This window comes from Cupriavidus sp. DF5525, from assembly GCF_040149425.2.
Classification (GTDB): Bacteria; Pseudomonadota; Gammaproteobacteria; order Burkholderiales; family Burkholderiaceae; genus Cupriavidus; species Cupriavidus pickettii_A.
On the sequence record NZ_CP168265.1, the window covers coordinates 2652398 to 2667499 of the forward strand.

A 15102-nucleotide genomic window follows, 5' to 3' on the forward strand; every position below is an offset into this window, starting at 1 on the left:
CTTCCCGAGGACAACGCCCATGTTTGCCCCGCTACCACATGCCCAGGACACCATTGCCGACGACGGCGTGGTGCTGCGCCCGATGACTGCCGACGACCTGACGCGGGCCCACGCCCTGTCGCAGGAACAGCGCTGGCCCCATCGCCTGACCGACTGGGAGCAGATGTTCGCGCACGCCGAGGGCATCGTAGCCGAACTCGATGGCCAACTCGTCGCCACTGCCCTGCGCTGGCGCTGGGGCAAGCACCACGCCACCATCGGCATGGTGATCGTCACGCCGGCGTGCCAGGGCCGGCGCATCGGCTACCGGCTGATGCGCGCGCTGCTTGAAGGCCTGGACGACTGCACCGTGCTGCTGCACGCCACGGCCGATGGCCGCGGCCTGTACGAGCGCCTGGGCTTTGCGTGCACCGGCGCGGTCTGCCAGCACCAGGGCACGGCCCAGCCTGCCCCTTTGATCGCCCTGCCTGACGGCTGGCGTCTGCGCCCCGCGGGTCACAACGAGGCCGCCGCACTGCACCGGCTCGACGCGCAGGCGCGCGGTATGCCGCGCGAGGCGTTGGTCGACGACCTGCAGGCCAGCGCCGAGGCCTGCGTGGTGCTGGACTTCGAGGGCGAGCCGCGCGGCTTCGCCATGCTGCGCCGCTTCGGGCGCGGCCATGCCATCGGCCCCGTGGTAGCGCCCGGGGACAATGGCGCCAGGGCGCTGGTCGCGTACCTGGCCGGCCTGAATGCGGGCAACTTCACGCGCATCGACATCGACTGCGCCAGCGGGCTGGGCGAATGGCTGGAGAGCATTGGCCTGCCGCGTGTGGACGCGCCCGCGACCATGGTGCGCGGTGCGGCGCCGGCCACGTCACCGGGGGCGGCGGCGCTGTTCGCGCTCGTGACCCAGGCCATGGGCTGAAGACGCGCCAGGCTGCGGAAAGCGCACTGCCAAACAATCTGCTGCCACGGCCCGCATAACAGCAGCGTGCTTCGTTCAGTCCCCTCAATGCAGCATCCCGCCATGTTCAGCCTGCCGTAATCTTGAGGCATAGGCCAGCCTGTTGTGCTGCGCACACGAATGGACGCGAACGGACCCTGCCATGACCCAACTCACCGACCTGCCCCAGCTCGCCGCGCTTGAAGCCGCCGATCGCGCACACCTTATCCACCCTGTGTCGCCGTGGCGCGTGCACGAGCAGCGCGGCCCCACGGTGCTGTCGTCGGGCCGCGGCGCGTGGCTGACCGACGCCAACGGCCACGAAGTGCTCGATGCCTTCGCCGGGCTGTGGTGCGTCAACGTGGGCTACGGCCAGGAAAGCGTGGTGCAGGCCGCCGCCGAGCAAATGCGCCGCCTGCCCTACGCTACCGGCTACTTCCATTTCAGCAGCGAGCCGGCGATCCGCCTCGCCGACAAGCTGGTGCAGATCACGCCCCGCTCGCTGAACCACGTATATCTCACTCTCGGCGGCTCCGAGGCGGTCGATACGGCGGTGCGTTTCATCACGCAGTACTTCAACGCCACCGCGCGCCCGTCGAAGAAGCACTTCATCTCGCTGGAGCGCGGCTACCACGGCTCCTCGTCGACGGGCGCCGGCCTCACCGCCCTGCCTGCGTTCCACCGCGGCTTTGACCTGCCGCTGCCGACGCAGCACTACATCCCCTCGCCCAATCCCTACCGCGCCGCCGATCCCACCGATGCGCAAGGCATCATCGCCGCCTCGGTGGCGGCACTGCGCGCGAAAGTCGCCGAGCTGGGCGCGGACAATGTGGCCGCGTTCTTCTGCGAACCAATCCAGGGCTCCGGCGGCGTGATCGTGCCGCCCAAGGGCTGGCTCAGGGCCATGCGCGACGCGGCGCGCGAGCTGGACATCCTGTTCGTCGTCGACGAGGTCATCACGGGCTTCGGCCGCACCGGCCCCATGTTTGCCTGTGATGCCGAAGACGTCGCGCCGGACATCATGACGCTGGCCAAGGGCCTCACCGCCGGCTACGTCCCGATGGGCGCGACGCTGATCTCCGACCAGGTCTATGCCGGCATTGCCGATGGCGCACCCGGCGCAGCGCCCATCGGCCACGGCGCCACGTATTCGGCCCACCCGGTCAGTGCGGCAGTGGCGCTGGAAGTCCTGCGGCTGTATGAGGAAGGGGGCATCCTGGCCAATGGGCAGCGTGGCGCGGCAACCTTCGCAGCCGGACTGGATGCGCTGCGCAGTCATCCGCTGGTGGGCGACTCGCGCCATCGCGGGCTGCTGGGCGCGCTGGAACTGGTCAGCGACAAGGCCAGCAAGCGCGGCTTCGACGCATCGCTGGGCCTGTCCGATCGCATTGCCGCGACCGCCTACCGCAACGGCATCGTGTTCCGCGCCTTTGGCGACAATATCCTCGGCTTTGCCCCGGCGCTGACGTACACGGAACACGAATTCGAGCTGATGTTCGCGCGCGTGAAGCAGACGCTCGACGACGTGCTCGCCTTCCCCGAGGTGCGTGCCGCGCTTGCGAGCTGAGATAGCAGCAGTCAGACCATTGTTCCAAACCAACGCCGAGCCGCCGCCCATGCCCGACAACGCTCCCCCACTGCCTGCGCGATTCATGCGGCTGGCAGAATCCGACCGTCCCGCCATCACCCTGCGCATCGATGGCCAAACTGCCACTGCACTGGCGGGTGACACCCTTCTGGTCGCCCTGCTGCTGCATGGCCGGCGCGTGCGCGACAGCGAATTCGGCGACGGCCCGCGCGCGGGCTTCTGCCTGATGGGCGCCTGCCAGGACTGCTGGGTATGGACGCCCGCCGGCGAGCGCCTGCGCGCCTGTTCCACGCCTGCCGAGGCCGGCATGGAAGTGCTGACCCGACCGCCCGCGCACCACTGGCCCGCGACGCCAGACCTGCAGGAATCGCTCGCGCGCCACGCGCCGGGAGCCGCCGCATGAACGCGCCATCAGTATCGCCCCGCATCGTCGTGGTCGGCACCGGCCCCGCCGGCGTACGCGCGGCCCAGGCACTGGTGCAGGCCGGGCTGCGCCCTACCGTGATCGACGAAGGCCGGCGCGACGGCGGCCAGATCTACCGCCGCCAGCCCGAAGGCTTCAAACGCTCCTACGCCAAGCTCTATGGCAGCGAGGCCGACAAGGCCCAGGCGCTGCACCGCGACTTCGACGCACTGCGCGCGCAGATCGACTACCGCCCTAACACGCTGGCGTGGAACCTGACCGAGGGCGAGCTGCACGTCGTGCGCGAGGACGAGCCGCAGACGCTGCCCTTCGACGCACTGCTGGTGTGCTCCGGTGCCACCGACCGGCTCATGCCGGTGCCTGGCTGGCACCGCGCCGGCTGCTACAGCCTGGGCGCCTCGCAGATCGCGCTGAAGGCACAGGCCTGCGCCATCGGTACGCAAGTCGTCTTCCTCGGCAGCGGGCCGCTGCTCTACCTGGTGGCCTCGCAGTACGTGCAGGCCGGCGCGCGCGTGGCGGCGGTACTCGACACCGCCCCCGCTAATAAATCCTGGGGCGCCATTGCCGGCCTGCTGGCGCGCCCCCGGCTGGCGCTGCGCGGGCTCGGACTGATCCGCGGCCTCAAGCATGCCGGCATACCGGTGCTGCAGGGCGTGACCCCGCTGGCGATCGACGGCGATGACCGCCTTGGCGTGCAGGCCGTGACCGTGCGCGATGCGCGCGGGCGCGAGCAGCGCTTCGAATGCGACGCCGTGGGCCTGGGCTGGCACCTGCGCGCCGAGACGCAACTGGCCGACCTCGCGCGCTGCGAGTTCGCCTTCGAACCCGTGAGCCGCCAGTGGCTGCCGCGCATCGACACGGACGGCCGCAGCAGCACGCGCGGCGTGTACCTGGCCGGCGACGGCGCGCGCATCCTCGGTGCCGATGGGGCCGAGGCCGCGGGCCGGCTCGCGGCCCTGGCGGCGCTGGCCGACCTCGGGCATGAGCGGGGCCGCGCACAATATGCCGCGGAATCGGCTGCGCTGCGCCGCACGCTGGGCCAAATGGATCGCTTCCGCCAAGGGCTGGCGCGCGCCTTTCCGTGGCCGCACACGCAGGCCGCCGCCCTGCCCGATGCCGCAGTGGTATGCCGCTGCGAGGCCGTGACGGTGGGCGAGCTGCGCCGCTGCGTGACCGAGCTGGACAGCCAGGAAGTCAATCGGGCCAAGGCCTTCAGCCGCGTCGGCATGGGCCGCTGCCAGGGACGCTTCTGCAGCCATGCCGCGGCCGAGATCGTGGCGCAGGCCTGCGGCATTCCGGTCGAACAAGTCGGTCGCCTGCGCTCGCAGGCACCGGTCAAGCCACTGATGATGAATACACATGAGGTGCAGCCATGAGTGGCACCAAAACTAGCACGACAGCGAGCACGGCAACCAGGACGCACGACGCCGATGTGCTGGTGCTCGGTGGCGGCCTGATGGGCACTACCACCGCTTTCTTCCTGCGCCAGCAGGGCCTCTCGGTGGTGCTGCTGGAGCGCGAGCTGGTCGGGCGCCAGGCCAGCGGCACCAACTTCGGCAATGTGCGCCGCCAGGGACGTGCGCTGCACCAGATGCCGCTGGCCAACCGGGCGCGCGCCGTCTGGGGCCGCGTGAAGGAACTGCTGGGCGAGGACCTCGAGTTCGTCCCGTACGGCCACCTGCGCGTGTGCTACACCGAACAGCAGGCCGCCGTGCTCGAGCAGCACGCGCGCGACGTGAAGCCGCTCGGGCTGGACCTGGAGCTCTTCAGCGCCGAGCAGTTGCGCCGGCGCTGGGGCATCTTTGCGCCCGGCGTGGTGGCAGGTTCGTACTCGCCGCAGGACGGCCATGCCAATCCGCGCCTGGCCGGACCCGCCTTCGCACGCGCCGCGCGTCGCGCCGGCGCACAGATCGTCGAGCACGCCGAGGTGATGCAGGTCGAGCGCGACGCCAATGGCTTTGTCGCGCACACCGCGGATGGCCGGCGCTTTCGTGCTCCGCAGATGCTGGTGGCGTGCGGCGCCTGGTCCAACCGTATGGCCGAACAGTTCGGCGAGGCCGTGCCGATGGACGCGCGCGGCCCGCAGATGGGCGTGACCGAGCCGCTGCCCTATGCCATCGGCCCCTCCATCGGCATTTCGTCGCCGATCGAGCATGAGGGCCTGTACTTCCGCCAGATCTCACGCGGCAACATCGTGTTCGGCGGCGGCCTCAAGGGGCCGGCCTACACCGACCGCATTCGCGCCTACGTGAAGCCCGACAACGTGCTGCGCCAGCTGCGCGAACTGCGCCGTTTCGTGCCGGCCTTCGAGCATGTGCAGCTGATTCGCGTGTGGAGCGGCATCGAAGGCTATACCGCCGACTGGCAGCCCGTGATGGGCCCCAGCGCCACGGTGCCCGGCCTGTACTACGCCTTCGGCTTCAATGGTGAAGGCTTTGCGATCAGCCCCGGCGTCGGCGAAACCATGGCGGAGCTGATCGCCACGGGGAGTACCTCGATTCCCCTGGAGCCTTATGCCATCTGGCGCTTTGCGCGTGCGCAGGTGCTGCTGGAAACGAACTGATCCGCGTGGCTTTGATCCGATGACGCGGGTGTGCGATGCGCGAGCGTGCGGTGCACGCTTGTTTGCTCCCCTCTCCCGCTTGCGCTTGCCTTTACCCACATCTCGATAGGAAAGGTTGTAAACCGGATTGGACGGTGTTAACTTCGGGTGAAGTTGACAATCAGTGGTGGCAATTTTGCCTGATACGGAAGATCTGGAAGATTGGGCCAGCGACGAATTCGGTGGCGCTCAGTTGGGCGATGCACGTCGCACGCAGCGCCTTGTGGCATTGGCGCGCGGACTGGCGCAAAAGGCCCATGTTTCGTTCCCGCAGGCCTTGAGTGGTGCCCAACTCAAGGCGGCATATCGCTTCTTTGATAATGAGGCGGTTGACCCGGACGGAATACTGGCGAGCCACGTCGCTCAAACCGTGGGTCGCATGCAGCAGGTGCCTGTCGTCCTGACGGTGCAGGACACCACGGAATTCAATCTGGCAAATTTGCCCGCGACTGAGGGACTTGGTCACGGCACGGGCGGCAATTTGCACGGATTCATGTTGCACAGCGTGCTGGCGGTGACGCCTGAGGGCCTGCCACTGGGCGTGTTGAGCATGAAGACGTGGGTGCGTGCGCCGCAAGCATCGGGCAAGGCCAGGCAGCGCCGGGCGCTGTCCATTCGTGACAAGGAAAGCGTGAAGTGGCTGGAGGGGCTGGAATGCCTTGAGCCGCTCAAGATGCAGTGTCCGGACACGCACCTTGTTGCCGTCAGCGATCGCGAGGGCGATGTGTATGACGTGTTTCTGGCGCCGCGCCCAGCGGGGGTGGACTGGTTGGTGCGGGCCGCCTGGAATCGGGGCGTGGACCACCCAGAGAAGTATCTGTGGGAGACGGTTGCCGCGGCTCCTGTACTTGGGGAGACCGTACTGCACGTGCCCAGGTCCGGCGCCAGGCAGGCACGTAGTGCCCGACTGGCTTTGCGCTGTGTGCCGGTCCAACTGCGAGCGCCGCGCAGCCGCGGTGCAGAGGGGCTACCGAGTCTCGAAGTGTTTGCCATTCACGCGCTGGAAATCGAGCCGCCCGAAGGCGTTGAGCCGCTCGAATGGATGTTGCTCAGTTCGATGCCCACCCAAACGCTGGAAGATGTGCTCGAACGGCTGAGCTGGTACGCCCGGCGCTGGACCATTGAATCCTGGCATCGTGTCCTGAAAAGTGGCTGCCAGATCGAGGCCCGGCAGTTCGGGACGCTGGAGCGGTTCCTGCGGGCCACGGCGCTGTTCGCCGTGATCGGCTGGCGCATTATGTACGCGACCATGCTGGGCCGGCTCGAAGCCGATATCCCTTGCTCGGTGCTACTGCAATCGCTCGAATGGCGGGCTTTGTACTGCCGCACGCACGGCACCACCAAGCCACCGGAGCAGGCGCCCAAACTCAGCGAAGCTGTCCTTTGGATCGCCAAGCTCGGTGGCTACCTGGGTCGCAAAAACGACGATCCCCCGGGAGCCACCGTCCTGTGGCGCGGCTTCCTCGCCCTGCACGAAATCACCGAAATGTATCGGATCTTCCAGAAAAACGAGTAAGCCGCCGGAAGTTGTGGGTAAAGGCAAGCTTGCGGGAGAGGGGCCGGGGGAGAGGGCAGGCGCTGGCAACACCGGCGCGCGTTACTTCGTTGACGCTCCAGCCCTCACCCCACCCCTCTCCCGCACGCGGGAGAGGGGTGCGTATGCGTGAACTCGCGACTTTGTCAGATGCGCGAGCGTGCAACGAGCGGCTTTCGTCCCGCTCGCGTTCCGATCACTGCAGGATCACATAGACCTTGCGCAAGGGTTCCAGAATTTCCCAGATGCCGGTCGTGTTCGCCGGGAAGAACAGCGTGTCGCCGGCCTTGATCCGGATCGGCGTGCCACCCGCCGGCGTGAACAGGCACTCACCGGCAAGGATGTGCATGACTTCGGCTTCCTCGACTTGCCGTTCGTAGGAGCCGACCGTGCATTCCCACAGTCCGGTCCGGTTCTGTCCGGCCCCCTCGAGGTCAACCTTGAAGCTGCTGGTGCGGCATGGTGGTTGGCTTAACGGCCTGCCGACAGGACCGTCGTCGGTCAGGTCGCTGCAAGTCACGGATTGCGGAATGATAGTGATGGGCATGTAGATCAGGGAGCGAGAGAAGGGAAAAGATAGGGAACGAACAAGGCGGTGCGACGCAGCGACACCGCCCCCCCGGATGGGACTGCCTTACTGGTTGTCCTCTACAGCGTCCGCCAGTTGTGCCAGCGAATGGAAGTGGTAGTCCGGCTTGGTCAGCTCCGGCACTTCCATGGTGCCGCCGAATCCCTTCTGCGCATGACGGCGCTCGATCCAGCAGGTCTTCAGCCCAAGCTTCTTCGCAATGCCGATGTCGTGGTATTGGCTCTGCGCCACATGAAGATTGTCTGCCTGCTTGTAACCCCATTTGCCGTCATAGCGGCCACGCGCATAGGCGAAGTACTGCGGATCGGGCTTTTCCGTCAGGGCATCGTCACAGGTGACGGTGTCGTCAAACGGGAAGTCCAGCGTCTTCTCGAAGTGAGTCAGTGCCCAGCGCTGGGCGTTGGTCATCGCCACCAGCTTGAAATGCTTGCGCAAACGCTTCAGCGCTTCGACCGAATCCGGGAACGCCTTCCAGTTGACCACGGAGTCCCGCAGGCCACAGGCGAGTTCGTCGGAGTCGGGGAGGCCAAGGCTCTGCGCCATCAGGTGCCAGCAACGTTCCAGGTCATCGGGATACCACATCGTCTTGTCAGCGGCGCGGGTACGGCGATAGGCGGCCAGGAAATCCTCATCGCTGATGGCGCTGCCGGGCACGGCGCGACGGAAGTAGTCGAGCATCCCGCCCTCGAAGTCAATCAGCGTGCCAACCACGTCGAACGTAAGTACCTTGAAGTCTTTGAGTGCCATGAAATACCTCTGCTAGTAAAGAAGAGAAAAAAAACTGCCTACTGGTCGCGTATGGAGGCGACCGCGGTGCCAGACATCGAAACAAAGCTTGCTTGCGCCACTTCCGTTACAGTGGGCTCACGACACCAGGTCCTTGAGCTTGAAGTACAGGCCGACGGCGGGAAGGAACCACGGCGGTCCCAGATGGCCCGGGATGGCCGGCCAGTCGCGCGTGCGCCAGGGGTTGGCCAGGATATCCCCCGCCATCACGCGGGCCATGCGCTGCCCCATCAGCACGGCCATCTGCGTGCCATGCCCGCTGAATCCCATCGCGTAGTAAAGGCCGTCGCGCTCGCCGGCGTGCGGCAGGCGGTCTTGCGTCATGTCGACCAGCCCGCCCCAGCAGTGCGTGATCGCCACGTCGGCAAGCTGCGGAAAGGCTTCCAGCATGGTTGCGCGCAGGATTTCGCCGCTGCGGCTATCGGACTGCGGTAGCGAGGCGGTAAAGCGCGCCCGGCCGCCGAACAGCAGACGGTCGTCGGGCGTGAGGCGGAAATAGTTGTGCAGGTTCGCGGTCGTGACATAGGTACGCCGCTCCGACAGCAGCGCCTGCGCGCGAGCGCGGCCCAGCGGCTCCGTGGCCATGACAAAGCTGCCGATGGGAACGATGCGCCGGCGGATCCATCCGAAGCTGCGGTAACCGCCGTGCTGCGTCGTGCCGGTGGCCAACAGCACCTGATTGGCCTGCACCGTACCGCGGGTCGTGTACAGGCGGTGTCCCTGCGCCTGCCCGATACGCTCGATCTTCTCCACGGCCGTGCGCAGATGAATTTGCGCGCCCTGGCGTGCAGCTGCCTGCGCCAGCCCGTGGGCAAAGCGGCCCATGTGCATCTGGCCGCTCTTGCGGTACAGCAGCCCGCCGGCGTAGCGGTCGCTGGCAACTTCCTGCCTGACGCGGCTTGCGCTCAGCAGCTCGACATCCGGGTCCACACCCGAACTCACCAGTTGTTCGCAGCTGCGCGCCAGCATGTCATAGTGCTCGGGCCGCGAGGCGAGCTTGAGCTTGCCATGGCGAACGAAATCGCAGTCGATGCCCTCGTCCCGAATCAGCGCCTCCACGGCATCCACGCCGGCGTCGTACGCGTGGTACCACTCGCGCGCCTGGTCGGCGCCGACGCGCGCGGCAAGCGTGGCGTAGTCGACGGCCAGGCCGTTGTTGACATGGCCGCCGTTGCGGCCGGACGCTTCCGCTGCAATGGACGCCTGCGCTTCCAGGACCACGACATTCGCCCCTTGCCTGGCCAACGCCAGCGCCGCGGACAAGCCGCAGAATCCGGCGCCGACGATTGCCACGTCGACTTTGGTGGGCAGTTCAGTCGCCGAGGTCGGGAATGGCGCGATGCCATCGTGCCAATAGCTGTCAGCAGAGGAATGCGCGCTCGACCGAGTGCGGTCTGACAGGATGCCGTTGCGGGTGATGAGAACGTTTCCCCATTTGCCGGCGCCGGGTGATGCTTGCGCCGGTTCTTGCCGGACCGTGCTGGTGCTCAATGTAATAGGCGTGTTGACGACGGCCTCGCCTCTCTTCTCGCCGGAAAAACCCACCGCCGATAACCCCATGTGACGCACAGACACGGCATTGCTCCGATAATCCGTTGTACGATGCACAAAGTGTAGGGAGCCCCCGCCAGCACGACAACTTCCTAATTGTTGGGGCGAACATAATCTGAGGTTATGGCTGATTTCCGGCGAAAACTTCCCAGCGCCAACGCATTGTTTGTCTTCGAGGCCGCCGGGCGATGCGGCAGCCTGACCAAGGCCGCCGCCGAGCTTTATGTCAGCCAGCCTGCCGTCAGCCGGATGCTGGCGCGCATGGAAGACCGCATGGGCGTGCAGTTGTTCGATCGGGTACGCGGCGGTGTCGAACTGACCGAGAATGGCCGCCTGCTACATCGCGCCATCACCGAAGGCTTCAACGTCATCCAGGCGTCGATCAGCGAGATTGAAGCGCGCGCAACGGGAATGGAGACCATCACACTCTCCGTTTCAACGGCCTTTACGACGCACTGGATCATGCCGCGCATGGAGAAGCTGCGGCGGGACTTCCCTGGCGTCGACCTGCGGTTCCAGCTGATCTCCGGCAAGGTGGGCGGGCCGATGCATGACGTCGACCTGGGGCTGCGCTTTTTCTCGCCCGGTGAAGCACCGTCGAACAGCGTACTGCTGATGCCGGAAATCATCCTGCCGCTATGCAGCCCGGCCTATCGGGACGATACCGGCCGCGACAGCGACGTGCTCATCAACCTGACCGACAGCAACCGGGACTGGCCGACGCTGTTCCCCGAGCTCGGCCAACGTAGCCGGGACTTGTACAACCTGAATTTTTCCGACTATTCGATCGTGGTACAGACAGCGATGCTCGGCCAGGGCATTGCGCCGGGCTGGCTGAACGTAGTTACCCACTGGATGAGACAGGGGGCACTGGTACCGGCCATCAACCAGGTCCACGTCGCGAACCGACAATGCTATCTGGTGCAGCAAGCGACCCCGTCACCTCGCCCTACCGTAACCAGGCTGCGCGACTGGATCCTCGAGGAGACCTACCAGGATCTGGTGGAGATCGACCGCATGTATCCGGGCCTGGGCCTGTTGAAGCTGGTCGGACGCTAATGATGCCCCTTGTGGCGCAGTCCATTGCGCAGCGCATCAGAGGCACCATCAAATAAAAAGCCCACAGGCATGACCGCCTGTGGGCAAGGCTTCACAGTGAAGCGGAGACCACCAGTGAACGTCAACGGCTCGCAATACTAATTAGGCCGGCCGGAAAATTCCATAAACCTTGGTCACCTGCTCACGGCTATCCCAGCTGCACTCCGCATTCTGTTCGACCAGGAAGATATCGCCGCGCGAAAATGTCCCGCTACGGCCGGTTTCATCTTCAAACGTCACGCTGCCTTCCAACAGATACATAAGTTCGTAGTGGGGATAGAACATCGCCCGACGATGGTAGGGAGTGGAATCCCAGGTGCCACAGACGAACTGCCCGTCCTGAGAGCGATAGTCTGTGTAGTTGCGACAAGCTGGAGTCGGCGTGAGCAGCAACTCGGCCGAAGGCGCGCCGGACGGTTCCAGTGCCGGCTCTTCCGCGATCGGCAGCAGCGCGCATACCCCAGGGCGGCTGTAGTTGTAGCGCATGAAGATGATCGACACCGAACAGTCAGCAGACCAGGCGAACTCTGCGTCATGTAACAGCACAGCGCTGTTGCCCGGACCCAGCACGGCCGTGCGATCCGGATGGGTCAGCGTCAGCTTGCCCTCGCAGACGATGATGAATTCATCTGCCGGCTGTGCCTTTACCGACCCGCGCCCGCTGTCCAGTGTGATAACGCCCACCGTTACCGGTCCCGGCGGCAAGTCCAGCATGCGACGGCGGAAAAGGAAGTCGTTCTCCTCGGAAGCGTCGGTGAAGGGTACACCGAGGGAACGGTCTTGCGCAAACGCGCGCAAATTGACAAACGTGGCCGGCGTGGCGCGCACGGTGGCACCCTGCTGCAAACTCGACATGACTTGTTCTCGCGATTCGATGAGGATTACGCTGCGTGAGACATGAGCCGCGCAAGCCTTCAATAGGAAAAAGTTCGATCGGTGTAGGTGTTGCCCGACATGGTTCAGCTTCGCCATGACGTCGCCTACGCCCCGGACAGAATTACAGCACTATCGAGCCTCTGAAGTATCGTGTTTGGACAGCGTTCAGGCATAGAAACAGTGGCATTTAACGTGCCGATCAGCAGAATTTGCTGCATCCGGAAAAAGTCGCTGATGATGGGCGTCGGTCAATCCCCTGCTGTGGGAAAGCGGGCTGCATCTCGCAAGCCCATTGCAGGTGCGCTGGCGTAGCAATTTGTGCGGTCTGGCGCGGGCCCAACGGCATAAGCTCTGCGTGACGAAGCGGCAGTCAGACGATCATGTGGAATCGCATTTCCGCCGTATAGAGGCGGGAACACTGTGGCAAGATTGCTTCAGTTCATAGCCCTGCCAGACGTGTTGCTGATTCGGCTTACTCAAAAGGAGGACACCATGCCAAGCCACGCTATCCTTGCTCCAGTTACCTACCGCGCGATGAGCGAAGAGGACGTGCCCGCGGCACATGAGCTGTCGCAAGCCTTGCGCTGGCCGCATCGTGCCGAAGACTGGCAATTTGTCCTTCGCCATGGAACCGGCTTTGTCGCCAAGGAAGCTGGCGTGGTGATCGGCACCGGGCTCTGCTGGAAGCAGGGACAGCAGGCATCGCTTGGAATGATCATTGTGTCGCCGGCGCATCAAGGCAAGGGCATCGGCAGTGAGTTGATGCGCCTGGTGCTGGAAGCGCTCGGCGACCGCTGCACGCTGCTCAATGCAACCCCCGCCGGACAGCCGCTGTATGAGCGCCTCGGCTTCGTCGCGACCGGCACCATCAACCAGCATCAGGGCACGATGAATGGCGTCGACCCGGTTGCACTTGACGGAAGGGAAACTCTGCGTCCATTCGAACCAGGCGATATCGAGACGATCATCGAACTGGGGAATCGCGCTACCGGCATGTCGCGGGGCGAAGTGCTGAAGGCATTGCTCTCCATGGCCGAGACCGTGGTGCTGGAGCGCAATGGCGAAGCGGTCGGATTCTCGGTCATGCGCCCCTTCGGGCGGGGCTATGCGATCGGGCCGGTGGTGGCCTCCGACAGTGAACGCGCGAAAGCCTTGATTGCCTGCTGGTCTGCCGCCTACACCGGGTCTTTCGTGCGCGTGGATGTCACGGGAACGAGCGGCCTGCAGGACTGGCTCACGCAGGCGGGACTGGTTCAGGTGGATACCGTCGTGGCGATGGCACGTAATGGCGTACCGCCGGCGGATAGCACGCTCAAGCAGTTCGCAATCATCAACCAGGCGCTCTGCTGAGCCACGTCGAAACAGCCGCCATCTTATGAATCGGGAAAAGGCAGGCGAATACCCAATGTCGAGTAGTCATCCCACCGATGAAGCATTCTGGGAACGCATTCGCGACGCGTATCCCAGGCAACAGCCGTTGCTGAACCTCAACAATGCCGCGGTCAGTCCCCCGCCGCTTGTGGTCGAACAGGCCATGATTGATGCCTATCGCCTCATCAGCCATAACCCGGATGTCAACATGTGGAGCAAGCTCGACGCCGCTCTCCCTGCCATCAAGCAGCAGCTCGCGCAACTGGCGGACTGCAGCCCGGAAGAAGTCGCGTTGAACCGCAATACTTCGGAGGGTCTGAGCACTGCCATTTTCGGCATACCGCTCACTGCCGGCGACCAGGTCCTGATTTCCGCGTGGGACTATCCGAGCGCGTGCGCGGCATGGCAGCAGCGCCAGCAAAGGGAGGGCATCGAGGTTGCGTGTGTCGACTTCGACCTGACGGCCAGCGACCAGGATATCTTCAAGGCGTACGAAGCGGGCATCACGCCGAAGACGCGAGTGATGCAGATCACCCACATGTATCACTGGAACGGCCGCGTCTTGCCGGTGAAGCGGCTCTGCGAGCTGGCCCGATCCAAAGGCATCATCACCATCATCGACGGCGCCCAGACTTTCGCCCAGATGCCGGTCAGCTTCCGCGATCTCGACTGCGACTACTTTGTTACAAGCCTGCATAAATGGCGCTTGGCGCACCGGTCGGCAACGGCATGTTGATCGTCAGGGAAAGCCGGATCGACAGCACCTGGCCGTTGCTGGCACCGTTCGATCCGCCGCCGCTGCGCATCAACAAGTTCGACCACTGGAATCTGGGCACCTATAACTCCGCGGTACAGGCGGGCATTGCGCCCGCGATCCACTTCCACCGGGAAATCGGCACCGAGAACATTCACGCGCGGCTGCGCGAGCTGACCCGCTATTGGGTGAACCAGGTTCGCGACCTCCCCGGATTCCGGCTATACACGCCGATCGATACGGACGAACTTGGCGCGGTAAGTTTGTTCTCCATGGATCGTCTGGATGCCAGGAAGATCGAGCAGGAACTCCGGCAGACCCACCGCGTGCACGTCAAGTTCCGCCAGGCCAGGCATGTCGCCGGACTTCGCGTATCTCCACATGTTTATATGCTGAAAAGCGATCTCGATCTCTTCGTGGATGCACTCAGGCGGGTCATCAGGCATGCCTGAGCATGCCGCGCTCCGCCGTCGACTTGGATGCTGCGGGCACGGTTCCCTGCGTTGACCAGTGCGCTGTCGGTCTTGCCGACAGCATGCACCGACGATGCAGGCGCTTACTCATCGCCTGCATGGAACTCTGATACGAATGCCGGCGCCTCTTCCATGCGATAGCGTCCGTTCTGGCACACGTAGTACATGGCCTGCTGGCCGCTGCGTGCGAACGTCACACAGCAGGAATGCTCGAAGCGTCCGAAACGGGTGATGCCGATCCCCGGCGAACCCGGCCACTCCCATACGCGCTGTTCTTCAACGCAGTCCAGCACGCGATGCTGCGTCCTGGGATGCATCGACGAATTGAGCATCATGTCGATGTACCCGAATACACCCAGCGATGGATAGCGCTGCCGCATTGCCGTCCATCGTTGCTTAGGCGACATTGCGGCCCTCCATGTCCGGCTTGATGTTCGCGGCCTTCAGCATTGCAATTGCCTGCAGATGATGGCTCCAGTGCCCGTCCTTGATCGTTTCGAGCATACGCATGGACTTGAAAACGTTCGTCAT

Annotated in this window: 16 protein-coding genes; 10 read left to right on the top strand and 6 right to left on the bottom strand. The window is 64.8% G+C overall.

The genetic code is table 11. The features are described from left to right. Positions 1 to 19 precede the first annotated feature (19 nt). From ABNX08_RS12360 to ABNX08_RS12385, 6 genes are all read left to right on the top strand, one after another. Positions 20 to 907, top strand: coding sequence for a GNAT family N-acetyltransferase (locus tag ABNX08_RS12360; RefSeq protein ID WP_022535536.1), 888 nt, complete (start codon positions 20 to 22; stop codon positions 905 to 907). A 181-nt stretch (positions 908 to 1088) separates the two neighbouring features. Continuing rightward, positions 1089 to 2492 (top strand): aspartate aminotransferase family protein, encoded by a 1404-nt coding sequence (locus ABNX08_RS12365; RefSeq protein WP_022535537.1) that lies wholly within the window; start codon positions 1089 to 1091, stop codon positions 2490 to 2492. A gap of 49 nt (positions 2493 to 2541) precedes the next feature. Next, positions 2542 to 2916 carry a (2Fe-2S)-binding protein gene (locus ABNX08_RS12370; RefSeq protein WP_041681495.1) on the top strand — a complete coding sequence of 125 codons (375 nt, stop codon included), beginning with the start codon at positions 2542 to 2544 and terminating at the stop codon, positions 2914 to 2916. Continuing rightward, on the top strand, positions 2913 to 4313 hold the full coding sequence (locus ABNX08_RS12375; RefSeq protein WP_022535539.1) for an NAD(P)/FAD-dependent oxidoreductase: 1401 nt from the start codon (positions 2913 to 2915) through the stop codon (positions 4311 to 4313). Before ABNX08_RS12370 ends, ABNX08_RS12375 begins: the two co-directional genes overlap by 4 nt. Continuing rightward, positions 4310 to 5500 (top strand): FAD-binding oxidoreductase, encoded by a 1191-nt coding sequence (locus ABNX08_RS12380; protein ID WP_022535540.1) that lies wholly within the window; start codon positions 4310 to 4312, stop codon positions 5498 to 5500. Before ABNX08_RS12375 ends, ABNX08_RS12380 begins: the two co-directional genes overlap by 4 nt. A gap of 166 nt (positions 5501 to 5666) precedes the next feature. Then, complete coding sequence (locus ABNX08_RS12385; protein WP_374063601.1) at positions 5667 to 7055, top strand: IS4 family transposase; 1389 nt, start codon at positions 5667 to 5669, stop codon at positions 7053 to 7055. 214 nt (positions 7056 to 7269) lie between these two features. Here the strand turns inward: ABNX08_RS12385 and ABNX08_RS12390 are convergent, their stop codons facing one another. The 3 genes from ABNX08_RS12390 to ABNX08_RS12400 form a co-directional block, all read right to left on the bottom strand. Then, positions 7270 to 7620, bottom strand: a complete 351-nt coding sequence (locus tag ABNX08_RS12390; protein WP_022535543.1) for a cupin domain-containing protein — start codon at positions 7618 to 7620, stop codon at positions 7270 to 7272. Positions 7621 to 7707: 87 nt separating this feature from the next. Then, complete coding sequence (locus ABNX08_RS12395; RefSeq protein ID WP_022535544.1) at positions 7708 to 8409, bottom strand: HAD-IA family hydrolase; 702 nt, start codon at positions 8407 to 8409, stop codon at positions 7708 to 7710. A 117-nt stretch (positions 8410 to 8526) separates the two neighbouring features. Further along, on the bottom strand, positions 8527 to 10023 hold the full coding sequence (locus ABNX08_RS12400; protein WP_349607189.1) for an FAD-binding oxidoreductase: 1497 nt from the start codon (positions 10021 to 10023) through the stop codon (positions 8527 to 8529). A gap of 99 nt (positions 10024 to 10122) precedes the next feature. On the opposite strand from ABNX08_RS12400, the gene ABNX08_RS12405 reads away from it, so the two are divergent. Next, entirely contained in the window at positions 10123 to 11058 is a 936-nt protein-coding gene (locus ABNX08_RS12405; RefSeq protein WP_022535546.1) for a LysR family transcriptional regulator, read from the top strand. Between the two features lie 141 nt (positions 11059 to 11199). Here ABNX08_RS12405 and ABNX08_RS12410 read toward each other — a convergent pair whose 3' ends face one another. Then, positions 11200 to 12069, bottom strand: coding sequence for a cupin domain-containing protein (locus ABNX08_RS12410; protein ID WP_349607188.1), 870 nt, complete (start codon positions 12067 to 12069; stop codon positions 11200 to 11202). A gap of 396 nt (positions 12070 to 12465) precedes the next feature. Between ABNX08_RS12410 and ABNX08_RS12415 the strand changes: the two genes are divergently transcribed. Genes ABNX08_RS12415 through ABNX08_RS12425 form a run of 3 tightly spaced genes read left to right on the top strand, consistent with a single transcriptional unit; the run spans position 12466 to position 14550 of the window. Continuing rightward, positions 12466 to 13323: a GNAT family N-acetyltransferase gene (locus ABNX08_RS12415; protein ID WP_022535548.1), complete on the top strand. Its 858-nt coding sequence runs from the start codon at positions 12466 to 12468 to the stop codon at positions 13321 to 13323. Between the two features lie 55 nt (positions 13324 to 13378). After that, positions 13379 to 14080: an aminotransferase class V-fold PLP-dependent enzyme gene (locus ABNX08_RS12420; protein WP_349607186.1), complete on the top strand. Its 702-nt coding sequence runs from the start codon at positions 13379 to 13381 to the stop codon at positions 14078 to 14080. Then, the gene (locus tag ABNX08_RS12425) at positions 14074 to 14550 is read left to right on the top strand and encodes an aminotransferase class V-fold PLP-dependent enzyme (RefSeq protein ID WP_374063602.1); all 477 of its coding nucleotides are present in this window, start codon (positions 14074 to 14076) and stop codon (positions 14548 to 14550) included. The genes ABNX08_RS12420 and ABNX08_RS12425 overlap by 7 nt, the downstream gene beginning before the upstream one ends. A gap of 104 nt (positions 14551 to 14654) precedes the next feature. Here the strand turns inward: ABNX08_RS12425 and ABNX08_RS12430 are convergent, their stop codons facing one another. Together ABNX08_RS12430 and ABNX08_RS12435 are read right to left on the bottom strand one after the other, a co-directional pair. After that, positions 14655 to 14978, bottom strand: coding sequence for a hypothetical protein (locus ABNX08_RS12430; protein ID WP_022535550.1), 324 nt, complete (start codon positions 14976 to 14978; stop codon positions 14655 to 14657). Next, on the bottom strand, positions 14968 to 15102 hold the full coding sequence (locus tag ABNX08_RS12435) for a hypothetical protein (protein WP_349607184.1): 135 nt from the start codon (positions 15100 to 15102) through the stop codon (positions 14968 to 14970). Before ABNX08_RS12435 ends, ABNX08_RS12430 begins: the two co-directional genes overlap by 11 nt.